This window comes from Enterobacter cloacae complex sp. 2022EL-00788 (assembly GCF_026627565.1).
GTDB classification, from domain to species: domain Bacteria; phylum Pseudomonadota; class Gammaproteobacteria; order Enterobacterales; family Enterobacteriaceae; genus Enterobacter; species Enterobacter pasteurii.
On sequence record NZ_JAPNMC010000008.1, the window covers coordinates 74,557 to 98,408 of the forward strand.

16 protein-coding genes are annotated in these 23,852 nt (G+C 57.1%); 5 read left to right on the forward strand and 11 right to left on the reverse strand.

Annotated elements, in window-relative coordinates; translation table 11 throughout:
- Nucleotides 1-5: 5 nt before the first annotated feature.
- Together cysI and cysJ are read right to left on the reverse strand one after the other, a co-directional pair.
- Complete coding sequence (cysI, locus tag OWK27_RS14205) at nt 6-1,718, reverse strand: assimilatory sulfite reductase (NADPH) hemoprotein subunit (RefSeq protein WP_267590625.1); 1,713 nt, start codon at nt 1,716-1,718, stop codon at nt 6-8.
- Nucleotides 1,718-3,523, reverse strand: a complete 1,806-nt coding sequence (gene cysJ, locus OWK27_RS14210) for an NADPH-dependent assimilatory sulfite reductase flavoprotein subunit (RefSeq protein ID WP_267590626.1) — start codon at nt 3,521-3,523, stop codon at nt 1,718-1,720. The genes cysI and cysJ overlap by 1 nt, the downstream gene beginning before the upstream one ends.
- A 303-nt stretch (nt 3,524-3,826) precedes the next feature.
- On the opposite strand from cysJ, the gene queD reads away from it, so the two are divergent.
- Complete coding sequence (gene queD / locus OWK27_RS14215; RefSeq protein ID WP_148421211.1) at nt 3,827-4,192, forward strand: 6-carboxytetrahydropterin synthase QueD; 366 nt, start codon at nt 3,827-3,829, stop codon at nt 4,190-4,192.
- Here queD and OWK27_RS14220 read toward each other — a convergent pair.
- Nucleotides 4,177-6,531 carry a helix-turn-helix domain-containing protein gene (locus OWK27_RS14220; RefSeq protein WP_267590627.1) on the reverse strand — a complete coding sequence of 785 codons (2,355 nt, stop codon included), beginning with the start codon at nt 6,529-6,531 and terminating at the stop codon, nt 4,177-4,179. The two genes, queD and OWK27_RS14220, sit on opposite strands and share 16 nt — an antisense overlap.
- A 171-nt stretch (nt 6,532-6,702) precedes the next feature.
- On the opposite strand from OWK27_RS14220, the gene OWK27_RS14225 reads away from it, so the two are divergent.
- Both OWK27_RS14225 and OWK27_RS14230 read left to right on the forward strand, forming a co-directional pair.
- Entirely contained in the window at nt 6,703-7,872 is a 1,170-nt protein-coding gene (locus OWK27_RS14225; protein WP_267590628.1) for a M20 aminoacylase family protein, read from the forward strand.
- Nucleotides 7,873-7,899: 27 nt separating this feature from the next.
- On the forward strand, nt 7,900-9,297 hold the full coding sequence (locus OWK27_RS14230) for an MFS transporter (RefSeq protein ID WP_252004266.1): 1,398 nt from the start codon (nt 7,900-7,902) through the stop codon (nt 9,295-9,297).
- A 16-nt stretch (nt 9,298-9,313) separates the two neighbouring features.
- Here the strand turns inward: OWK27_RS14230 and queE are convergent, their stop codons facing one another.
- Genes queE through OWK27_RS14245 form a run of 3 tightly spaced genes read right to left on the reverse strand, consistent with a single transcriptional unit; the run spans nt 9,314 to nt 12,306 of the window.
- On the reverse strand, nt 9,314-9,985 hold the full coding sequence (gene queE, locus OWK27_RS14235) for a 7-carboxy-7-deazaguanine synthase QueE (RefSeq protein ID WP_148421203.1): 672 nt from the start codon (nt 9,983-9,985) through the stop codon (nt 9,314-9,316).
- A gap of 54 nt (nt 9,986-10,039) precedes the next feature.
- Nucleotides 10,040-10,747, reverse strand: a complete 708-nt coding sequence (locus OWK27_RS14240) for an N-acetylmannosamine-6-phosphate 2-epimerase (protein ID WP_148421201.1) — start codon at nt 10,745-10,747, stop codon at nt 10,040-10,042.
- On the reverse strand, nt 10,747-12,306 hold the full coding sequence (locus OWK27_RS14245) for a maltose/glucose-specific PTS transporter subunit IIC (RefSeq protein WP_267590629.1): 1,560 nt from the start codon (nt 12,304-12,306) through the stop codon (nt 10,747-10,749). The genes OWK27_RS14240 and OWK27_RS14245 overlap by 1 nt, the downstream gene beginning before the upstream one ends.
- A gap of 167 nt (nt 12,307-12,473) precedes the next feature.
- Here OWK27_RS14245 and OWK27_RS14250 point away from each other — a divergent pair, with 167 nt between their 5' ends.
- Nucleotides 12,474-13,298: a MurR/RpiR family transcriptional regulator gene (locus OWK27_RS14250; protein WP_267590630.1), complete on the forward strand. Its 825-nt coding sequence runs from the start codon at nt 12,474-12,476 to the stop codon at nt 13,296-13,298.
- Nucleotides 13,299-13,350: 52 nt separating this feature from the next.
- On the opposite strand, the gene eno is transcribed toward OWK27_RS14250, so the two are convergent.
- The 5 genes from eno to rlmD all read right to left on the reverse strand — a co-directional run bounded on the left by eno (nt 13,351) and on the right by rlmD (nt 21,031).
- Nucleotides 13,351-14,649 (reverse strand): phosphopyruvate hydratase, encoded by a 1,299-nt coding sequence (gene eno, locus OWK27_RS14255; RefSeq protein ID WP_006811784.1) that lies wholly within the window; start codon nt 14,647-14,649, stop codon nt 13,351-13,353.
- 82 nt (nt 14,650-14,731) lie between these two features.
- Nucleotides 14,732-16,369, reverse strand: coding sequence for a glutamine hydrolyzing CTP synthase (pyrG, locus tag OWK27_RS14260; protein ID WP_003862718.1), 1,638 nt, complete (start codon nt 16,367-16,369; stop codon nt 14,732-14,734).
- Nucleotides 16,370-16,592: 223 nt separating this feature from the next.
- Nucleotides 16,593-17,384: a nucleoside triphosphate pyrophosphohydrolase gene (gene mazG, locus OWK27_RS14265; protein ID WP_267590631.1), complete on the reverse strand. Its 792-nt coding sequence runs from the start codon at nt 17,382-17,384 to the stop codon at nt 16,593-16,595.
- 65 nt (nt 17,385-17,449) lie between these two features.
- Nucleotides 17,450-19,681 carry a GTP diphosphokinase gene (relA, locus tag OWK27_RS14270; RefSeq protein WP_193356100.1) on the reverse strand — a complete coding sequence of 744 codons (2,232 nt, stop codon included), beginning with the start codon at nt 19,679-19,681 and terminating at the stop codon, nt 17,450-17,452.
- A 51-nt stretch (nt 19,682-19,732) separates the two neighbouring features.
- A complete protein-coding gene (rlmD, locus tag OWK27_RS14275) occupies nt 19,733-21,031 on the reverse strand; it encodes a 23S rRNA (uracil(1939)-C(5))-methyltransferase RlmD (RefSeq protein ID WP_148421189.1) in 1,299 nt (432 codons plus the stop codon).
- A gap of 57 nt (nt 21,032-21,088) precedes the next feature.
- Here rlmD and barA point away from each other — a divergent pair, with 57 nt between their 5' ends.
- Entirely contained in the window at nt 21,089-23,848 is a 2,760-nt protein-coding gene (barA, locus tag OWK27_RS14280; RefSeq protein ID WP_148421187.1) for a two-component sensor histidine kinase BarA, read from the forward strand.
- The last annotated feature ends 4 nt before the right edge of the window (nt 23,849-23,852 follow it).

Here is a 23,852-nt window from a genome sequence, read left to right on the forward strand (position 1 = left end):
CGTGGTTACTCCCAGAAATCCCTTGCAGGATCGAGCACCGGGCGAATAATGCCCGCACGCACCGTAAAGTCGCCGAAGCCTTCACCCGCTTCGCGCTCTTTTGCCCAGCGCCCGACAAGCACGTCGATGGAATCGAGAATTTCCGGCTCGGTGATGTTCTCGCGGAACATACGCGGAATACGCGTGCCGATGCGGTTGCCGCCCAGATGCAGGTTGTAGCGACCCGGCGCTTTCCCCACCAGCCCCAGCTCGGCGAGCATCGCGCGTCCGCAGCCGTTTGGACAGCCGGTAACGCGCATAACAATATGCTCGTCCGGAATGCCGTGTTTTTCCAGAATCGCCTCCACCTTATCGGTGAACGACGGCAGGAAACGCTCTGCTTCGGCCATCGCCAGCGGGCAGGTCGGGAACGACACGCAGGCCATCGAATTTTCACGCTGCGGCTTCACCGCATTCATCAGCCCGTGCTCGTGCGCCAGCGCCTCAATTTTCGCCTTTTCGCTTTCCGGCACGCTGGCCACGATCAGGTTCTGGTTAGCGGTAATGCGGAATTCGCCTTTGTGGATCTTCGCGATTTCCAGCAGGCCGGTTTTCAGCGGACGGCCCGGGTAATCCAGAATACGTCCGTTTTCGATAAACAGCGTCAGGTGCCAGTTATTATCGATGCCTTTCACCCAGCCGATGCGATCGCCGCGACCGGTGAATTCATAAGGGCGGATCGGCTCAAACTTGATCCCCGCGCGACGCTCCACTTCTTCCTTGAAGGTCTCTACGCCCACGCGCTCAAGCGTGTACTTGGTTTTCGCGTTTTTACGGTCGGTACGGTTACCCCAGTCGCGCTGGGTAGTAACCACCGCTTCCGCCACGGTCAGCGTATGCTCCAGGGGCAGGAAGCCGAATTCGCTCGCGGTGCGGGCGTAGGTTTTCTTGTTACCGTGCTCGATGGACAGGCCGCCGCCCACCAGCAGGTTAAAGCCGATGAGCTTGCCGTTTTCGGCAATCGCCACGAAGTTCATGTCGTTGGCGTGCAGATCGATATCGTTCTGCGGCGGGATCACCACCGTAGTTTTAAACTTACGCGGCAGGTAGGTCTGGCCGAGGATCGGCTCTTCGTCCGTGGTCGCGACTTTTTCCTGATCGAGCCAGATCTCCGCATAGGCGCGGGTGCGCGGCAGCAGGTGCTCGGAGATCTTCTTCGCCCACTCATAGGCTTGCGCGTGAAGCTCGGACTCGTACGGGTTCGAGGTGCACAGCACGTTACGGTTCATGTCGTTGGCGGTCGCCAGCGCGTCCAGGCCAACGGAGTGCAGCATCTGGTGAACCGGCTTCACGTTCTTCTTCAGAATGCCGTGGAACTGGAAGGTCTGACGGTTGGTCAGACGAATGCTGCCGTAAATGGTGTTTTCACCGGCGAATTTATCAATCGCCTGCCACTGTGTCGTGGTGATCACTCCGCCCGGCAGACGGCAGCGCAGCAGCATCGCGTGACGCGGCTCCAGCTTCTGTTCAGCACGCTCGGCGCGGATATCGCGGTCGTCCTGCTGATACATGCCGTGGAAGCGGATCAGCAGGAAGTTGTCGCCTTTAAAGCCGCCGGTCAGACCGTCGTTTAAATCTTCGGCAATGGTACCGCGCAGGTAGTTGCTCTCTACCTTCATGCGCTCGGCATCAGACAGTTTGCCTTCGACCACCAGTGGGCCAGGGTGTTTTTCGCTCATTAGTAGACATCTCGCTGATAACGGCGCTCTACGCGCAGCTCACTTAAAAATTCATCCGCCGCTTCGGCATCCATACCGCCGAATTCGGCAATCACTTCCAGCAACGCCTGCTCGACGTCCTTCGCCATACGACTGGCGTCGCCGCAGACATAAATGTGGGCACCGTCATTGATCCAGCGCCACAGCTCTGCGCCCTGTTCGCGCAGTTTGTCTTGTACGTATACTTTTTCTTTCTGATCGCGGGACCAGGCCAGATCGATGCGGGTCAGCACGCCCTCTTTCACATAGCGCTGCCACTCAACCTGGTAGAGGAAATCTTCCGTAAAGTGCGGGTTGCCGAAGAACAGCCAGTTCTTGCCCGGCGCCTCGTCTGCCGCACGCTGCTGCATGAAGGCGCGGAACGGCGCGATGCCGGTGCCGGGGCCAATCATGATGACCGGCGTTTCCGGGTTCGCCGGCAGGCGGAAGTTATCGTTATGCTCGATAAAGACGCGCACGTCACCCTCTTCTTCCACGCGGTCGGCCAGGAAGCTCGACGCCCCACCCGCACGTGCGCGGCCTTCGATATCGTAACGCACCACCCCAACGGTGACGTGGACTTCGTTTTCCACTTCAGCCTGCGAGGAGGCGATGGAATAAAGGCGCGGCGTGAGCGGGCGCAGCAGGCCGATCAGCGCGTCGGCGTCCAGCTGTGCCGGAGAGAAACGCACCATGTCGACAATCGGCGTTGTCGCCGCGTAATGCTGCAGCTTCGCCTTATCCCCAACCAGCGGAAGGAGGGACTCGCTGCGGGTTAAGGTGGCGTAGTTTTCAACGATGTTGGCGGTGTTCACCGTCAGTTCAAAATGCCACTGGAGCGCCTCGGAGAGCGGCAGCGTTTTGCCTTCCACCTGAACGGGCTCTGTGCCTTTCAGCCACAGCAGCTCGACCAGCTCTTGCACCAGCGCCGGATCGTTCTGATACCAGACGCCCAGCGCATCGCCGGGCTGGTAACGCAGGCCGGAATCGCCGAGGTCGATTTCGATATGGCGCACGTCTTTTTCCGAATCGCGGCCCGTGATTTTCTGGTTCACCGACAGGCTCGCCGCCAGCGGTGCCTCTTTGGTGTATGGGCTGGAGTGGATCGCGTTGACGGTGCCGGCTGCGGTAACGGCGGCCTGCGCCGGGGTCTCTTTCGGCACGCGGGCTTTCAGCACCTCAACAATGCGCGCGCGCCATTCAGCGGCGGCAGCCTGGTATTCCACATCAGCGTCCACGCGGTCCAGCAGGCGTTCAGCGCCCAGCTCCGCCAGCCTGCTGTCGAAGTCTTTACCGGACTGGCAGAAAAATTCATAGGAGGTATCGCCGAGGCCAAACACGGCAAACGCGGTGCCTTCAAGCTTTGGCGCTTTTTTCGAGAACAGGAACTTATGCAGCGCGACGGCCTCTTCCGCAGGCTCACCTTCTCCCTGCGTCGAGGCAACCACCACCAGCAGCTTTTCTGACGCGATTTGTTTGAATTTATAATCCCCGGCGTTCACCAGGTTTACGTTCAGCTTCGCGGCGAGCAGGTCATCACGCAGCGCTTCGGCCACGCGGCGGGCATTACCCGTCTGCGAAGCGGAGATAAGCGTGATGGCAGGAATTTCAACGGCAGCTGGCGGTACGCCAGCCACGGCGCCCGGCTGCTGGTTCAGCATTCCCCAGAAATAGCCGGAGACCCAGGCGAGCTGGGTAGGTGAAAAATCGGATGTCGCGGCCTGTAGGCGCGCCAGCTGCTCCGGGTTCAGGGGAAGCAAATTTGAAGGTGGGGCCTGTGTTGTCATGCGTCGTTATGTTCCAGTAGCAAAGCGGACTTTAAGCGAATAAATCCAAACTGAAGATAAGGTTAACGGCGGGGATAATAACAATTAAAGAAGGGTTGGAAATAATAAATAACCAAATGGACTAACCTGTTTTAGCTATCGTTCTTAACGATAAAAGTGATTAAATAACTGCATGAAATACAACGAAAAACATTCATAAACGTTCTGAATACGGTGCGGGCGGCGTTCAGAGCCGTTTTAGTTAATGATAAAAATTGTGCTTTCCGGTACTATGCGGCGGTTTTTTCCGCATTCCTGAGAGCTATGATGTCCACCACACTGTTTAAAGATTTCACCTTCGAAGCCGCACACCACCTTCCGCACGTTCCTGCCGGGCATAAATGTGGCCGCCTGCATGGGCACTCGTTCATGGTGCGTCTTGAGATCACGGGTGAAGTCGATCCCCATACCGGTTGGATCATGGACTTCGCCGAACTGAAAGCCGCGTTTAAGCCAACCTACGATCGTCTTGACCACTTCTATCTGAATGAGATCCCGGGCCTTGAAAATCCGACCAGCGAAGTGCTGGCGAAATGGATTTGGGATCAGATGAAGCCGCTGGTGCCGCTGCTGAGCGCGGTGATGATCAAAGAGACCTGCACGGCAGGCTGCATCTACCGCGGGGAGTGAATCTCCTCCGCGTCGTCTTCACGAGACACGATCGGCGTAAACTCGTAGAGCACCAGCGCATTACTCTCCAGTAATTCAGTCAGCTGCCAGCCGTCATAAAGGCGTTCATCGCGTACGGAAAGCGTTGGACGCGCTTTATGTCCTATCCAGCACCACACCTCTTCGTCAGGGCCGCTTTCGCTGCCGACGCCTTCAAGCAAAGGATAGAGCGCCCCGTTATACCGATCGAAAAGATGGCATTTAATGCGCCATTTCCCGCGCATTCCCTTCAGGTGTAAATGATACTGCTGGCGAAAACGCTGGATGAAGGCTTCTTCACTGGAAAGCAGCGGATTAAAAACCACCACGTTACGCAGCAACAGCTGGTAGCCATTCAGATGTCGCGTAAGCAGAACTCGCCCGTCATTGACCAGCACCTCGCCCCGCAGGCGCTGCCAGAGCCAGAGCACCCAGTAAACCGGACGCGGCAGGCCGTGGTTATACTGTAGCGCCAGGCTTGATGTATCGATGGTGTTGTTCGCACGGGCTTCCCCCTGAAGACCCGAATTTAGCCAGAATCCCGCCAGCCAGACCAGCTCCGAAAGCCCGAGCAGGTTCTGCATCAGCAGCGCCCCCCGAAAGAACCAGCCGTTTGTCGCCCGCGTGCTTCCGGTGAGGGTATTCCAGGAGAGAAGCCAGACTGGAAGCGAACGTTTGTGCAGGCGAAGGGCGGCGAGGATCTGGCGGATCTTCAGTATCGGGTAATTTTCCGTCGAGGAGAGATCGGCAGGCTCCGGCTGCGCGGGATCGAGAAGCTCGTTGGCATCGGCGGAACAGGCAAGAAAATCGGCCTGCATCAGGATGGCTGAACGGAACAGGGGGTCGTCGCCCACGCCCGCGCTGACGGGGGGAAACCGGTGCCATAAGCCAAACTTTGCCTGCGGAAGAAAGGTTTGTATTACCTTACGCTGCGCCAGCCAGACCTGCTCCCGGGTCTCCTCACTCGCCAGTGAAGACCAGTGCATGACGAAGTGCCAGCCCGCGGCGATCTCTGGCGAAAAATGATTGACTGACTGCTGTAAAAAGCGGGTAAGAAGATCGCGACGGGTCGTTACGCCGGTGTGCAGCAGCACCGTCCACCGCTTTTTTGCCAGCCAGGTGAAGAGCTGATGCAGATTGTACCAGCAGGCGTAGCCCGCCATCTGCGGATCATCCCACCCGGTGGCAAACAGACGGCTGCTTAGAAAAGGCTCGGCGATATCAATTCCCTCAATGGGAATGGCCTTGTTTATCTCCTCAAGACTATGACGAACGTCCTCACGCAGCAAATCGTCGAGCTCACGCAGGGTAATGACCACCCGCATACGGCGCAGCGAGGCGGAGAGAGGTTTAAGCTGCTCAAGATCCAGCCTCTGCTCCTGCTGCGGATGAACGACGAGCGGCGAGGCTCCCCAGCCGCGCGTCACCGGGTCATTGAGCAGGCTAAACAGCTTATCCACCGCCACCGGATAGCGCTGCTCACGCCCGTCCGCACGTGCGCGCGCGGCCTCCGGGTGCTGGCGTCGGGTCTTACGAAACTCGCCCGGGGACATATTGTGAACGCGCCGAAACCGATCGCTCATCATACGCGTGCTGGCGAACCCCTGCTCAAGCGCAATCTGGTGCAGCGGCCGATTCGTCAGACGGAGGGCGTCAGCCGCCTTTTCCAGCCGCAGGGTGGTGATGTACTGCATGAAGCCGATCCCCACCTCCTTTCGAAAGAGACGAGAGAGCCAGGCTTCAGAGACGTATTCACTCGCGGCGATTTCCGCAAGCGTAATACGGCGGGAATAGCTGGCATCGATCCGCTCTATTACCCGGGCGATGCGCCTGCTGTGCGCGGTGGAACGTTCACGGGGCGCCAAACGGGCGGGCTGCTGAAAGCGGCTGGTCAGCAGCAGCAAAATCTCGCTCAGCCAGCGGTACGCCTCCAGCCGGTAGCGGCGCGGATCGTTGATGAGCGTGACCACAAGAAGCTGGCGCAACAGATCGCGAAGCGCATCGCACTGGGGCCAGACGCCTCCGGCTTCAACCGGTACCGCATAATCATGGGCAAAAAAATCTTTGCAGAGCTGGACGACCCAGCGCCCGGAAAGGGTTACGCGCAGGGTGACGTTTGCCGTTTCGCTCGTAAACTGCCAGCGCCGGTGACGGTTTATGATGGCAAGGGAATTGGCCTCCAGCACTTCACGTCCCGCATCGGTGCTCAGCTCTGCCCGTCCTTCCAGCACCCAGAGCAGCGTTAGCGTATCGCCTTCATCCACCACGCAGTGGCGAATGTCCTGAATCTCTACCCAAAATTCATCTCCCCGCTGCTCCATCTTATCCCTCATCAAAGACAAATAATGACATGCTCTTTTTTGTCATAACTGAATTGTATGAAAAACAATCAAAACAAAACCGTCGCTTTACAACAAAAAAGTGCATTTTCAGGCGGTACGATCGTCATAGACTCGAAATTATCACCGTTTGGCAGAAAAAGGATAACAAAAATGACACATCCAGTTATTGAAGCCCTGCGTGGCAACGAAGCCAGGTTCACGGAATTACGCCGCTATTTTCATCAGCATCCTGAAACGGGTTTTGAGGAGCATAACACCAGCGATCGCGTTGCGGCGCTGCTCCAGGAATGGGGGTATGAGGTCCATCGCGGCCTGGCGAAAACCGGCGTGGTCGGCACGCTGAAGGTGGGGAACGGACACAGGCGCCTGGGCCTGCGCGCCGATATGGATGCACTGCCAATGCAGGAAAACAGCGGCAAGGCGTGGAGCAGTACCGTTGAGGGTAAATTCCACGGCTGCGGCCATGACGGCCACACCACTACGCTGCTGTATGCAGCGGAGTACCTGGCACGCACCCGCAATTTTAACGGCACGCTACACCTTATTTTTCAGCCCGCGGAGGAGCTTCTGTATGGTGGACGCGTTATGGTAGAGGACGGTCTGTTTGACCTGTTCCCCTGCGACCATATTTTTGGCCTGCACAATATGCCGTCACAGCCCGTCGGAAAAATTGGTCTGCGCGATGGCGCCATGATGGCCTCTTCCGACACCCTTCATATTGAGGTTAACGGCGTGGGTGGTCACGGTGCGGTGCCGGAACATACGGTTGACGCTACCCTGGTTGCCTGTCATATCACCATCGCTTTGCAGTCAATTGTCTCGCGCAATATCACCCCTTTTCAGCCTGCCGTCGTTACCGTAGGCAGCATTCAGGCCGGGCACGCGCCCAACATTATCAACGACAAAGTATTGATGAAGCTGACCGTGCGCACGCTGGACGAAAGCGTGCGGCAGACCGTGCTACAGCGCATCCATGATATTGCCGTTGCACAGGCGGAAAGCTTCAATGCGACGGCCACCATCCGTCACGTTAACGGCAGCCCGGTGCTGAAAAACAATCCCCAAGCCAATGAGATGGTGCGCAGCGTCGCCACCGATCTGTTCGGTCAGGATGCGGTCGCGGAGGTTAACGCGTTTATGGGCAGCGAGGACTTTGCCTTCATGCTCGAGAAAAATCCAAACGGATGCTATTTCACCCTTGGCGCCGGGGATGAGCCTGACCGCTGCATGGTACATAACCCGGGCTACGACTTTAACGACACGATTCTCCTTACCGGCGCGGCGCTTTGGGCCGCACTGACCGAACGCTATCTGCGCTGATTCGCACCTTCCCGGGAGGGCTGCATTATGAGTACCGTTTCCCTGACAGGCACATCCGCCTACGCCGGTAACGATCGGCTGCTGGCGGGTATCGTCATGAGCGTTCTGACATTCTGGCTGTTTGCCCAGTCGGTTATCAACGTTGTTCCGGCCATGCAGAATAGCCTCGATATTGCCCTCGAAACCCTTACGCTGGCCGTCAGCCTGAGCGCGCTGTTCAGCGGCTGTTTTGTCGTGGCCTGCGGTGGGTTTGCCGATAAGTTTGGCCGCATGCGCCTGACCGTGATTGGCCTGATCCTGAGCATTATTGGGAGCGGCCTGCTGTTCATTTCCTGGGAGCCCGTCCTGTTTCTGCTGGGTAGGGCAATTCAGGGCCTGTCAGCGGCCTGCATCATGCCCGCCACGCTGGCGCTAATTAAGACCTGGTATGAAGGTAAAGCACGCCAGCGCGCCATCAGCTTCTGGGTTATCGGTTCATGGGGCGGGAGCGGCCTGAGCGCGTTTGTCGGAGGCGCCATCGCCACCACGCTGGGCTGGCGCTGGATTTTTATTTTATCGATGGCGGTAGCCCTGGCCGCGCTATTGCTTATCCGCGCCACCCCGGAAAGCCGCAGTCCCGATGCAGGTCAACACAAGCTGGATATCAGCGGCCTGGCGAGCTTTGTCCTTATGCTGGTGCTCTTCAATCTGTTTATAAGCAAAGGACACGCCTGGGGCTGGAGCAGTAGCTTATCGCTTCTCGTGCTGTGTGGAGCCGTGACTGCGTTGATATGCTTTGTCATTACCGGACGCCGCAAAGGCGATGCGGCGCTGATCGACTTTGCCCTGTTTAAAAACCGGGCCTACAGCGCCTCGGTATTCTCTAATTTCCTGCTCAACGGCTGCATTGGCACCATGATGATCGCCAGCATCTGGCTGCAGCACGGCCATCATCTTTCACCGCTACAGACCGGCATGATGACGCTGGGGTATCTGGTAACCGTGCTGGCGATGATCCGGGTGGGTGAAAAACTGCTTCAGCGGTATGGCGCCAGGCTGCCGATGATGACCGGACCGCTGCTGACCGCAACGGGCATTACGCTGATTTCATGTACCTTCTTAAGCAAAGAGGTCTACATTGTCACCGTTTTTCTGAGCAATATTTTATTCGGGCTGGGGCTCGGGTGTTACGCCACGCCCTCAACGGACACGGCGGTGATGAATGCCCCTGAAAACAAGGTAGGTGTGGCTTCCGGGATCTATAAGATGGGCAGTTCCCTGGGCGGAGCGATGGGGATCGCGGTCACCGCATCGCTGTACGCGCTATGGCTGCCGGTGGGAACGGCCAGCGCCGCGCAGTATGCCTTACTGTTCAACAGTGCGATTTGCCTTGGGTCGGCCGTAGTGACCTGGGCCTTACTGCCACCATCAAAAGCCCCGCGATAGGCGGGGCCAGGCAGTATCAGGCAATGTTCAGATATTTGTGCGTCTGCATCGACAGCCGCCAGTTGCGGGCGATGCAGGTTTCAATGCACAGGCGGGTTGCATCGTCCTTCTGGCTGATCGGCTGTAAAGCGATAACCCGCTGCTTTTCGTCCTTCAGCGTCGCCAGCAGTTCATCCAGCGCTTCGATATCGCGCACGCGCCCCACGGGATGCTTAATCTCATCAGCACGCTCCAGCGCCTGAGACAGCACGTCATAGCCGCCGCGCATGTTAACCTTTGGCGACACCGTTACCCAGGTTGAGTGGGAGCAGCGCACTTCATGGGTGCCGCTGGTTTCGATCTGGCAGCTATAGCCGTTTTTTTCGAGCAGGTCGGTAAGCGGCATCAGATCGTGAATGCACGGTTCACCACCGGTGATCACCACGTGACGCGCCGTCCAGCCCTGGCGACCAATAATGGCAAGCAGATCTTCTGCACTGCCCGCGCCCCACTTATCGCTCTCTTTGGTTTTCGCCAGGATACTAAACAGCGACACTTCCCGATCGGCGAGTTTATCCCACGTATGTTTGGTGTCACACCAGGCACAGCCAACCGGGCATCCCTGCAGGCGAATGAAAATAGCGGGAACGCCGGTAAAGTAACCCTCGCCTTGCAGGGTCTGGAACATCTCGTTAATCGGGTACTGCATAGTCATCTCAGTTAAGGGGATAAACGATAAGTATCGCAGATCCCTGCCGGATGGTCATGCTCCATCGGTGCTTTGCGCGCCTATCGCCGCCATAAAACGCCCGGTAATTTGCTGTGGGCGGGTGATCGCGCCCCCGACAACGACCGTATGCGCCCCTAGCGCCAGGCATCTTGCCGCACGCTCGGGGGTGTCCACGTTGCCTTCGGCAATCACCGGAACCGAAACGGCTGCCAGCACCGCTTTCAGGAACGCGAAGTCATTCTCCGGAAGCGAATGGCCCGCCGTTTCCGCCGTATAGCCGTAAAGCGTGGTCCCGATGCAGTCAAAACCAAGCGCCTGCGCGGTCACGGCCTCCTGCACGGAGGAAATATCTGCCATCAGCAGCAGCGAAGGGTAACGGGCGCGAACCTGCGCGATCAGCGCTTCCAGAGACTCCCCGCCGGGACGCCTGCGGGCGGTGGCATCCAGCGCGATGAGCTCCGGCGCGACCGCCATCAGCTCATCCACCTCCTTCATCGTCGCGGTGATAAACACCTCGCTCCCCGGGTAGTCCCGCTTGATAATGCCGATGACCGGCAGCGAGACCAGCCCTTTGATGGCCTCGATGTCCACCACGCTGTTGGCGCGGATCCCGGCGGCACCACCCTGCGCCGCCGCCAGCGCCATTCGGGACATAATAAACGGGCTGTGTAAGGGTTCGTTTTCCAGCGCCTGACAGGAGACGACCAGCTTTCCCTTCAGGGTATCCAGTACGGTTTTCATTACGATAAAATCTCTTCCACTTCGTTTTTGATAATTGTGACGTGCGGGCCATAAATGACCTGAACCCCGTTACCGCGCACGATAACGCCGCGCGCGCCGGTTGCCTTCAGTGCCGCTTCATTGACTTTGCTACCATCCCTTACCGTGACGCGAAGGCGCGTGGCGCAGCAATCAACGTCATCCAGGTTTTCTCTGCCGCCAAGCCCGGCGATCACCGCCGCGGCCCGCTCGCTTTGCGGCAAGGTATTCGCGTCAGCCACCGCCTCCTTTTCACGGCCCGGCGTGGCGAAATCAAAGCGGTTAATCAGATAGCGGAAGGTGAAGTAGTAAAGGAAGAACCACGGCACGCCCACCAGCGGGACGAACATCCAGTTGGTTTTAGCCTCCCCCTGAAGAATGCCGAACAGCACGAAGTCAATGAAGCCGCCGGAGAACGTCTGTCCGATGGTGATGTGCAGCACGTGCGCGAGCATAAATGCCAGTCCGTCAAACAGCGCATGAATGACGTAAAGCACCGGGGCGATAAACAGGAATGAGAACTCGATGGGTTCGGTAATGCCCGTCAGGAAAGAGGTTAACGCCGCTGAAAGCAGCAGCCCCGCTACGCGCTTTTTATTCTCTGGTTTTGCCGTGTGGTACATCGCAAGGCAGGCGCCGAGCAGGCCAAACATCATCGTAATAAAGCGCCCGGACATGAAGCGCGACGTGCCCTCATAGAAGTGCTGCGTGCTCGGGTCGGCGAGCTGGGCGAAGAAGATCCGCTGCGTGCCCTCTACCAGATGACCGTTGACGATTTCACTGCCGCCGAGCGCGGTGGTCCAGAACGGCAAATAAAAGATGTGGTGCAGGCCAAACGGGCCAAGCATGCGCAGGATGAAGCCGTACAGCAGGGTGCCCAGATAGCCGGTGGCATCTACCAGTCCGCCGAGGCCAAAGATCAGCTTCTGGAAATGCGGCCAGACGACGGTCATGAGGGCCCCGACGAGTATCGCCGCCAGCGAGCTGATAATCGGCACAAAGCGCGAGCCGCCAAAGAAGCCCAGAAATTGCGGAAGCGCGATTTTGTTAAACCGATGGTGCAGCGCGCAGGTCACAAGGCCAATCACCACGCCGCCAAACACGCCGGTTTCCAGCGTCTGAATGCCCAGCGTCATCCCCTGCCCCACTGCCCCCGGATTTTCTGAGGCCAGCTTTCCGGCCAGGATCAGCAGGGCGTTGATGGTGGCGTTCATTACCAGAAACGCGAGCAGAGCCGCCAGACCCGCCGTGCCTTTATCATTTTTAGCTAACCCGACGGCAACCCCAACGGCGAACAGCACGGAAAGGTTCGCAAACACAATCGAACCCGCACTGCTCATGATGGTGAAGATGGCCTGAAGCCAGCCAACGTTTAAGAAGGGATAGGCCGTAAGGGTATTGGGATTTGACAACGCTCCGCCAATTCCCAGTAAAAGCCCCGCCGCCGGCAAAACGGCGATGGGCAACATAAAGGATTTGCCGAAGCGCTGCGCTTTTTCAAACCATCCGCCGGAAGACGCTCCGCTGAACATTTGCATCATTTTTTTCATCCCCTGGTGTAATGATGAAAATTTTTATCACATTAAAAAACCAAATTGAAAATTATCATCAAAAACCAGGAGACGGATCATACTTTTTCGAAATCACTGGCATCCCTCCCCTGCTTTCCGCCACACTAGTCGGCAGAGAAACGCATTAAGGATCTAGCATGTCAGACCATGAAAACCTGCTGCTGAAGTTACGCCAGGAGGCTTCCGGGTATAGCCCTACGCAACAGAAACTGGGGGAGTTTGTTCTCAGCGATCCTGCTCGTGTGCTGTACCTGACGATCACCGAGCTGGCGCGCGAAAGTAAAACCAGCGAGGCCAGCGTGACGCGCCTGTGCCGGACGCTCGGCTGTAAGGGATATAACGAATTTAAAATGGCGCTGGCGCTGGATATTCAGCAGGGCCAGCCCGCTCGTCAGGCCGGGGATGAAATTGATAACGTAGTGGATGAGTCGGTGCAGGCTCTGCAGGATACGGCCCGGCTGCTCGACAGAGCGCTGCTGGAAAAGGCCGCGCAGGCTCTGCATCAGGCGCGGTCGGTACAGATTTACGGGGTGGCCGCCAGCGCGATCCTTGGGGAGTATCTGCATTACAAGCTGTTGCGGCTGGGCAAACCCGCGCAGCTGTTCAGCGATATGCATCGCGCGGCCATGAATGCGGCAACGCTCTCAGACGAGACGCTGGTGGTCGCTATCTCAAGTTCGGGCTCAACCCGCGATTTACTCCACGTCGTGAAGCTTGCCCGCAAGCGCGGCGTGCAGGTGCTGGCGCTCAGCAATACGCCACGCAGCCCGCTGGCTTCCCTGAGCGATATGCAGCTGGTTGCGGCAAAACCAGAGGGGCCGCTGAGCGCGGGCGCGCTCAATGCCAAAGTTGGGGTCATGCTGCTGATCGAGCTGCTTACCACCTCCCTTATTGCCATTGACGGCCGTTACGGCGAGGTGAGTCAGCAAACGGCCAGCGCGACGCTGCCGCTTCTGTTGTAGAAAACAAAAAACCCGCCGAAGCGGGTTTTTTTATTGAAACGAAAGCTCAGGCTTATGCCTGACCTTTGATCTCTTTACGACCGTTGTATGGTGCTTTTTCGCCCAGCGCTTCTTCGATACGAATGAGCTGGTTGTATTTAGCAACGCGATCAGAACGGCTCATAGAACCAGTTTTGATCTGGCCTGCTGCGGTACCTACAGCCAGGTCAGCGATGGTTGCATCTTCAGTTTCGCCAGAACGGTGAGAGATAACAGCGGTGTAGCCAGCGTCTTTCGCCATTTTGATCGCAGCCAGGGTTTCGGTCAGAGAGCCGATCTGGTTGAATTTGATCAGGATGGAGTTAACGATGCCTTTCTCGATGCCTTCTTTCAGGATCTTGGTGTTGGTTACGAACAGATCGTCACCAACCAGCTGGATTTTGTCGCCCAGTACTTTGGTCTGGTATGCGAAACCATCCCAGTCAGACTCGTCCAGACCGTCTTCGATAGAAACGATTGGGTACTGTTTGGTCAGGTCTTCCAGGAAGTGAGTGAACTCTTCGGAGGTGAACGCTTTGTTGCCTTCGCCAGCCAGAACGTATTTACCGTCTTTGTAGAATTCAGATGCTGCGCAGTCCATCGCCAGAGTGATGTCTTTGCCCAGCTCGTAGCCTGCTGCTTTAACCGCTTCAGCGATAACAGCCAGTGCTTCTGCGTTAGAACCCAGGTTTGGCGCGTAGCCACCTTCGTCACCAACGGCAGTGTTCATGCCTTTAGCTTTCAGAACTTTAGCCAGGTTGTGGAACACTTCAGAACCCATACGTACTGCTTCTTTCAGGGTTTTCGCGCCAACTGGCTGAATCATGAATTCCTGAATATCAACGTTGTTGTCTGCGTGCTCACCACCGTTGATGATGTTCATCATTGGTACAGGCATGGAGTATTTGCCTGGGGTGCCGTTCAGTTCAGCGATGTGCTCGAACAGTGGCATACCTTTAGCAGCCGCTGCTGCTTTGGCGTTCGCCAGGGAAACCGCCAGGATTGCGTTCGCACCGAAGTTAGATTTGTTTTCAGTACCGTCCAGATCGATCATGATCTTGTCGATGCCAGCCTGATCTTTGGCATCTTTGCCAACGATAGCCTGAGCAATAGGACCGTTAACAGCGCCAACCGCTTTCAGTACGCCTTTGCCCATGAAACGGGATTTGTCGCCGTCACGCAGTTCCAGCGCTTCGCGGGAACCAGTAGAAGCACCTGATGGAGCAGCTGCCATACCGACGAAACCACCTTCCAGATGAACTTCGGCTTCAACGGTCGGATTACCACGGGAGTCGATGATTTCACGACCGATGACTTTAACGATTTTGGACATTAGATTTTCCTCAGTACAAGTTAAACTAAAACTCCAGACAAACAACGCGTACCAGGGGTACGCGTTGCCGTTCTAACTTTTTTTACTTCGCCTGGCGCTTCTGGTACTCGCTGGCGGCTTTCACGAAGCCTGCAAACAGCGGATGTCCGTCACGCGGCGTTGAAGTAAATTCCGGGTGGAATTGGCAGGCAACGAACCACGGATGGTTAGGCACCTCGATGATCTCGACTAACTGATCGTCCCCGGAGCGGCCAGCAACACGCAGACCCGCCGCTTCAATTTGTTTCAACAACATGTTGTTGACTTCATAGCGGTGACGATGGCGCTCGGTGATGACCGGCTCGCCGTAAAGCTTGCGAACCACGCTATCGTCGGACAGCTGGCAGGCCTGTGCGCCAAGACGCATGGTGCCACCCAGATCGCTCTTCTCGGTACGGACTTCGACGTTACCGTCTTCGTCGCGCCATTCCGTAATCAGCGCCACTACAGGGTACTTACAGTCTGGCACAAATTCCGTAGAGTTCGCGTTTTCCATTCCCGCTACGTTGCGCGCAAATTCAATCAGCGCAACCTGCATACCCAGGCAGATACCGAGGTATGGAATATTGTTTTCACGCGCATAGCGTGCAGTGGCGATCTTGCCCTCAACACCACGGTAGCCGAAGCCGCCAGGGATGAGAATAGCGTCCAGATCTTTCAGAATTTCGACGCCGCGCGTTTCAACATCCTGCGAATCAATCAGCTTGATGTTAACGGAGACGCGATTCTTCAGACCACCGTGCTTCAGCGCTTCGATAACTGACTTATAGGCGTCCGGCAGTTCAATGTACTTACCGACCATACCGATAGTCACTTCACCGCCCGGATTGGCTTCTTCGTAAATCACCTGTTCCCATTCAGACAGGTTAGCTTCCGGACAGTTCAAGCTGAATCGTTTACAAATATAATCGTCCAGACCCTGTGATTTCAACAGGCCCGGGATTTTATAAATGGAATCGACATCTTTCATTGAAATAACGGCTTTTTCAGGCACGTTACAGAACAATGCAATTTTCGCACGTTCGTTCGCCGGAATCGCGCGATCGGAACGGCAAACCAGGATGTCAGGCTGAATACCGATGGAAAGCAGCTCTTTAACAGAGTGCTGGGTCGGTTTGGTTTTCACTTCACCCGCTGCCGCCATGTAAGGCACCAGCGTCAGGTGCATGAACAGCGCGTGCTCACGACCAATATCTACCGCCAGCTGACGAATCGCTTCGAGGAACGGCAGGGATTCGATATCGCCTACGGTACCGCCGATTTCAACCAGCACAACGTCATGCCCTTCGCCACCGGCAAGAACACGTTCTTTAATGGCGTTGGTGATGTGGGGGATAACCTGCACGGTTGCGCCCAGGTAGTCACCACGGCGCTCTTTACGCAGAACGTCAGAGTAGATACGGCCAGTCGTAAAGTTGTTACGACGGGTCATTTTGGTACGGATGAAACGCTCGTAGTGGCCAAGATCCAGATCGGTTTCAGCGCCGTCTTCAGTAACGAACACTTCCCCGTGTTGGGTTGGGCTCATGGTGCCAGGATCGACGTTAATATACGGATCCAGTTTCATCATGGTCACATTGAGGCCACGGGCTTCAAGAATGGCTGCGAGGGAGGCTGCGGCAATGCCTTTACCCAGAGAGGATACGACCCCGCCGGTCACAAAAATATAGTTCGTTGTCATGCTGAACCTGAGAAGTTAGGGTGAAACGATGGAATAACCAGGACGGGAAAGTAGTATACCCGAACACGGCGAGCGCCACAAACTTTCATTCTCCGTCTCCTTCCCAGGCCATGACAAACATAAGGAGTGAGAAAATAGCCCCTTTTGGGTAAATGTTTTTGACGCAAATCAAGCGCTTGTCATTTAAAAAATCACACAAAATGCGCTTGATCGCAAAATTCCGTTAGAGATCATGTTCCTGGCGCTTTACTTCCTGCCACACTTCTTCCATTGCATCGAGGTCAATCCCGCTCATTTCGAGGCCGCGCGAGGCCACAATCCGCTCCACTTCACGGAAGCGTCGCTCGAATTTCACGTTCGCTTTTTGCAGCGCGGTTTCCGCTTTTACGCCGAGGTGGCGCGAAAGGTTGACGGTCGCAAACAGCAGATCGCCCATCTCCTCTTCCAGTTTTGCTTCATCCACCACGGCCTGCTGCGCTTCGTGCATCACTTCGTCGATCTCTTCATGCACTTTTTCCAGCACCGGGCCGAGGGAGGTCCAGTCAAACCCTACCGCCGAACAGCGCTTTTGAATTTTATGCGCGCGCATCAGCGCGGGCAGGTTCAGGGGAATATCGTCCAGCGCCGAGTGCTGGGATTTTTCCGCGCGCTCGGCGCTTTTGATCTGCTCCCAGCGCGCCAGCACTTCGGTACTGTTGCCAGCGGTGGCATCGCCAAAGATATGCGGATGACGCCGTTCCAGCTTGTCGCTGATGGCGGCGCAGATATCGTCAAAGTTAAAGCGGCCGTCTTCCTGCGCCATCTGCGCGTAGAACACTACCTGGAACAGCAGATCGCCAAGCTCCCCGCGCAGGTCGTCGAAATCTTCGCGGGAAATCGCGTCCAGCACCTCATAGGTTTCTTCAAGGGTATACGGGGCGATGGTGGCAAAAGTTTGCTCTTTGTCCCACGGGCAGCCGTTTTCCGGATCCCGAAGACGTTTCATGATGCCAAGCAGGCGGTCGATTTGAGTCATAGTCTGTCCTGATAAAAAAATGCCGGGCGGCGGCCTCGCCTTACCCGGCCTACAGAAGCGTGGGATTAACCGCCGTGCAGACGGCGCGCGTCAATCACATCCGGCACCTGGTTCAGCTTGCCGAGCACGCGGCCCAGCACCTGCAGGTTATAGATTTCGATGGTCATATCGATGGTGGCAAGCTGCTCGCGGGTATCGCTGCGGCTGGCTACGCCCAGCACGTTGACCTTCTCGTTGGCGAGAATGGTCGTGATGTCGCGCAGCAGACCGCTGCGGTCGTTGGCAGTAACGCGGACCACCAGCGAGTAGCCGGCAGAGTAGCTCTCCCCCCAGACCGCTTCCACGATGCGTTCCGGCGCGTGCGACTGCAGTTCGGCAAGCTGATCGCAGTCGGAGCGGTGTATCGAGATCCCGCGCCCCTGAGTGATAAAGCCGACAATATCGTCACCCGGAATCGGCTGGCAGCAGCGGGCGATATGGTGCATCAGGTTCCCGACCCCTTCGACCACCACGCGGCCATTGTCCTTGCTGCGCTGCTGTGGGGCGTAGGTTTTTTGCTGCAGCTGCTTCAGCGCGGCCGCGTCCTGCTCTGCCGCGCTTGGCTTGTTGAACTGCGCCTGCAGGAAGTTCACCATCTGATTCAGCCGGATATCACCACCGCCAATCGCCGCCAACAGCTCGTCCAGCTCGTTGAAGTTGTAGCGCGGCAGCAGGAATTTCTCCGCCTCTTTCAGGCTGATCCCGATATGCTCCAGCTCGTCGTCCAGGATCTGGCGACCGGCGAGGATATTTTTGTCCCGATCCTGCTTACGGAACCAGGCGTGAATTTTGGAGCGCCCGCGGCTGGTGGTGACATAGCCCAGGTTCGGGTTAAGCCAGTCGCGGCTTGGGTTCGGCTGCTTCTGGGTGATGATTTCAATCTGGTCGCCCATCTGCAGCTGGTAAGTGAACGGGACGATGCGCCCGCCAATTTTCGCGCCGATGCAGCGGTGCCCCACGTCGCTGTGGATGTGGTAAGCAAAATCAAGCGGCGTGGAGCCAGCCGGCAGGTCAACCACGTCCCCTTTCGGAGTAAAGACGTAGACGCGATCGTCGAAGACCTGGCTGCGCACTTCGTCGAGCATTTCGCCAGAGTCGGCCATCTCTTCCTGCCACGCAATCAGCTTACGCAGCCAGGCGATACGATCCTCGTGACCAGAGCGAGCGCCGCCGGAGGTGCCCTCTTTATACTTCCAGTGCGCGGCCACGCCCAGCTCGGCGTCTTCGTGCATCTGCCTGGTACGGATCTGAATTTCCACCGTTTTGCCGCCAGGGCCGAGCACCACGGTATGAATAGACTGGTAGCCGTTCGGTTTCGGGTTGGCGACATAGTCATCAAACTCGTCCGGCAAATGGCGGAAATGGGTGTGTACGATCCCCAGCGCGGCGTAGCAGTCCTGCAAACGTTCCGCCACAATACGCACGGCGCGCACGTCGAACAGCTCGTCAAAGGCGAGATGTTTCTTCTGCATTTTGCGCCAGATGCTGTAGATGTGCTTAGGACGACCGTAAACCTCGGCGCGCACATTCTCCTCTTTCATCGCCTGGCGCAGCCCGCCGACAAACTCGTCGATATAGTGCTCGCGGTCGATGCGGCGTTCGTGCAGCAGTTTTGCAATGCGCTTGTATTCCGCCGGATGCAGGTAGCGGAAGCAGTAATCTTCCAGCTCCCACTTCAGCTGGCCGATACCCAGGCGGTTCGCCAGCGGCGCATAGATGTTGGTACACTCTTTGGCGGCCAGAACGCGCTCGTCTTCCGGCGCATCCTTCACTTCGCGCAGGTGGGCAATACGTTCCGCCAGCTTGATAACCACGCAGCGGAAATCATCCACCATCGCCAGCAGCATGCGGCGAACGTTATCGACCTGCTCGGAAGAGACGGAATCCGTTTGTGCGGCCTTCAGCTGGCGGATGGCGGCCATGTCACGTACGCCGTGAATAAGCGCCACGACGGGCTGGCCGACGCTCTCACGCAGCACGTCTTCGGTTACCACGTCGGCGTCCGCAAGCGGGAACAGCAGCGCGGCCTGCAGCGTTTCGATATCCATGTTCAGCATGGATAAAATTTCTACCATCTCCACGCCGCGCCACAGCAGCAGTTCAGCGTCCGGATGTCCCTGCGTAGTCCGTAAACAATAGGCCCAGGTTTCGGTTAAGCGTTCACACGACTGCTGGCTGGAAATCCCCAGACTTGCGATCCATTTTTGAGGGTCAAACTCACCAGCTTTATTTAAATGTGCACTTCTTACCGCAACCATCGTCCTCTCCTTTAGGGACAAGGGCCTGTCGAAGTCGACAAGCCATACTCATTAGATGTGCTCAAACAACACCATCGATTCCAGATGTCCAGTGTGCGGGAACATGTCCAGCATTGCCAGACGCCGAATCTGGTAACCCCCGCTCAATAATGCTTCACTGTCCCGGGCAAGCGTCGCCGGATTACAGGAAACATAGACCACGCGTTCAGGCGCGAGTTTAATTATATGTTGCATCACGCCCGGCGCACCCGCGCGCGCCGGATCGAGCAGGATCTTATCGAAGCCCTGCTTAGCCCACGGTTGCTGCGTGACATCTTCCTCCAGATTTTGATGAAAGAATGTCACATTTTGCAACCCGTTCTGTTGGGCGTTCTCCTGGCCTTTCGCCACCAGCGCCTCAACGCCCTCCACCCCGACTACGCTCTCTGCTCTGCGGGCCAGCGGCAGGGTGAAGTTCCCCATACCGCAGAACAGATCGAGCACCCGATCGGTTGGCTGTACGTCAAGCCACGCCAGCGCGTTTGCTACCATCTGCTGGTTTACGCCGTCGTTAACCTGGATAAAATCCCGCGGGCTGAACGTTAAGCGTAGCCCGTCTGACGCATACCAGGGGGCTTCTCCCGTTACCTGCTCAAGTATCTCGCTCTGCGGCGCGAGGAAAAGCGCAAGCTCGTGAGAATGCGAAAAGCGTTCCAGTTTTTCGCGATCTTTCTTCGACAGCGGCGCGGTATGGCGCAGCACCATCAGCGGACCGTTGTTTGCCAGCACCAGTTCGACATGGCCCAGCGAACGCACGCCATCCAGCGATGCAAGACAGTGGTGCACGTCCGGAAGCAGTGCCTCAAGATGGGGCACCAAAACAGGGCAACGCGCGATATTGACGATATCGCTGGAGCCGGCTTTACGAAAACCCATCTCCAGCCGCCCGGTTTTTGGCTGATAGCTGAGGCTCAGGCGAGCGCGGCGGCGGTAGCCCCACGGCTGGTCAGCAACAACGTCACTGACGTCGTGTTTTAGCAGGCGAGCCAGCGCGCTGCTTTTACTTTTTTGCTGTAATTCTGTGCTGGCATGCTGTTGCTGACAGCCGCCGCAGACGCCAAAATGGGGGCAGCGAGGCGTTACGCGATCCGGGCTATCACCAAGACGGCGCTTGACCTGGCCGCGCGCGTACTGGCGTTTGTCTTCCGTCAGCGTAATTTCTGCTCGTTCACCCGGCAGCAAACCTGTGATAAACAGAGTCTTACCATTGTGACGCGCCACACCCTGTCCGAAAGGATCGAGGTCCGTGGCTTCAACAGTTATGATCTGACGCGTCGTCACGCGTCGTTTTGCAGAGTAGAATTGCGCCATCGCCGAGATTTTTCTCAAATAAACATAATTAGCCTGATTGTCCCATAACGGAACTCCATGACCAACTACAGCCTGCGCGCGCGCATGATGATTTTGATCCTCGCTCCTACCGTTCTTATCGGTTTGCTGCTGAGCATCTTCTTTGTGGTGCACCGCTATAACGATCTGCAGAGGCAGCTTGAAGATGCCGGTGCCAGCATTATCGAACCGCTGGCCGTCTCCAGCGAGTACGGCATGAACCTGCAAAACCGCGAATCCATTGGTCAGTTAATCAGCGTGCTGCACCGCCGGCATTCAGAGATTGTCCGCGCCATTTCCGTTTACGATGAGCATAACCGGCTGTTCGTGACCTCGAATTTTCATCTCGATCCCACGTCGCTGAAAATCCCGGAAGGTACCCCCTTCCCGCGCCATCTCACGGTTCTTCGGCGCGGCGATATCATGATCCTGCGTACGCCGATCGTCTCGGAAAGCTATTCACCTGATGAATCCGCCCAGTCCGATGCCAAGTCCAGCAACAATATGCTGGGATATGTGGCGCTGGAGCTGGATCTCAAGTCGGTGCGTCTCCAGCAGTACAAAGAAATATTCATTTCCGGCGTGATGATGCTCTTTTGTATCGGTATCGCGCTGATTTTCGGCTGGCGACTGATGCGCGACGTCACGGGACCTATCCGCAACATGGTGAATACCGTTGACCGGATACGCCGCGGCCAGCTCGACAGCCGCGTAGAAGGCTTTATGCTCGGCGAACTGGATATGCTGAAAAACGGCATCAACTCAATGGCAATGTCGCTGGCGGCCTATCACGAAGAGATGCAGCACAACGTTGACCAGGCCACGTCGGACCTGCGTGAAACGCTGGAGCAGATGGAGATCCAGAACGTGGAGCTGGATCTGGCGAAAAAACGCGCGCAGGAGGCGGCGCGCATTAAGTCTGAGTTCCTGGCGAACATGTCGCACGAGTTGCGTACGCCGCTTAACGGGGTGATTGGCTTTACCCGCCTGACGCTCAAAAGCGAGCTGAATCCGACCCAGCGTGACCACCTGCATACCATTGAGCGCTCGGCCAATAACCTGCTGACCATTATTAACGACGTGCTGGACTTTTCGAAGCTGGAAGCGGGCAAGCTGATTCTGGAAAGCATCCCGTTCCCGCTGCGCAGCACGCTGGATGACGTGGTCACGCTGCTTGCTCACTCCTCGCACGATAAAGGGCTGGAGCTGACGCTCAATATCAAAAACGACGTGCCGGATAACGTCATTGGCGACCCGCTGCGCCTGCAGCAGGTTATTACCAATCTGGTGGGCAACGCGATTAAGTTCACCGAGAGCGGCAATATTGACATCCTGGTCGAAAAACGGGCGCTCAGTAATAATAAGGTCCAGATAGAAGTGCAGATCCGCGATACCGGTATTGGCATACCGGAGCGCGATCAGTCGCGTCTGTTCCAGGCTTTCCGCCAGGCCGATGCGAGCATTTCCCGTCGCCACGGCGGAACGGGCCTGGGGCTGGTGATCACCCAAAAACTGGTGAAAGAGATGGGGGGCGATATCTCCTTCCACAGCCAGCCTAACCGGGGCTCAACCTTCTGGTTCCATATCAATCTCGATCTTAACCCGAACGTGCAGACCGACGGACCGGTCACCGACTGCCTGAAAGGGATGCGTCTGGCCTATGTGGAACCTAACGCCGCCGCGGCGCAGTGCACGCTGGATGTGTTGAGCACTACGCCGCTGGAGGTGGTCTACAGCCCGACCTTCTCCGCGCTGGCGAGCGATCATTACGATATCCTGCTGATGGGTATTCCGGTGACGTTTACCGGCGAGCTGACCATGCAGCAGGAGCGCCTGGCGAAGGCGGCTTCCATGACGGACTACCTGTTGCTGGCCCTGCCGTGTCACGCGCAAATCAATGCCGAAGAGCTGAAAAACGACGGGGCGGCGGCGTGTCTGCTGAAACCGCTCACCGCAACCCGGCTGCTGCCTGCGTTGACCGAGTATTGTCGCCTGACGCACCAGCCCCTTCTGCCGGCGAACGATGAGCACAAGCTCCCGATGACGGTGATGGCAGTAGACGACAACCCGGCAAACCTGAAGCTGATTGGCGTGCTGCTTGAGGATCAGGTTCAGCACGTGGAGCTGTGTACCAACGGTGCCGAAGCCGTTGAACAGGCCAAACAGATGCAGTTCGACCTAATCCTGATGGATATTCAGATGCCGGGAATGGACGGCATCCGCGCCTGTGAGCTTATCCGCCAGCTTCCGCACCAGCAGCAGACGCCGGTGATTGCCGTGACGGCGCACGCGATGGCCGGGCAAAAGGAGAAGCTGCTGGGTGCGGGCATGAACGATTATCTGGCGAAACCGATCGACGAAGAGAAGCTGCACAGCCTGCTGCTGCGCTACAAGCCTGGACACATTGGCGGGACATACACCGTTTCAGCAGAATCGCCGGAGATCGGCGTGAACCAGAATGCCACGTTCGACTGGCAGCTGGCGCTGCGCCAGGCGGCGGGCAAAGCCGATCTGGCAAGGGATATGCTGCAAATGCTGGTGGACTTCCTGCCGGAAATACGGAACAAGGTTGAAGAGCAGCTGGTGGGAGAAAACCCTGACGGGCTGCTGGAAGCCATTCATAAGCTGCACGGTAGCTGCGGCTACAGCGGCGTACCGCGGCTGAAAAATCTCTGCCAGCTGCTTGAGCAGCAGCTACGCGCGGGAACGCCAGAGTCAGAGCTTGAACCGGAGTTCCTGGAGCTGCTGGACGAGATGGACAATGTGACGCGGGAAGCGATGAAGGTATTAGGGAACTAGCGCT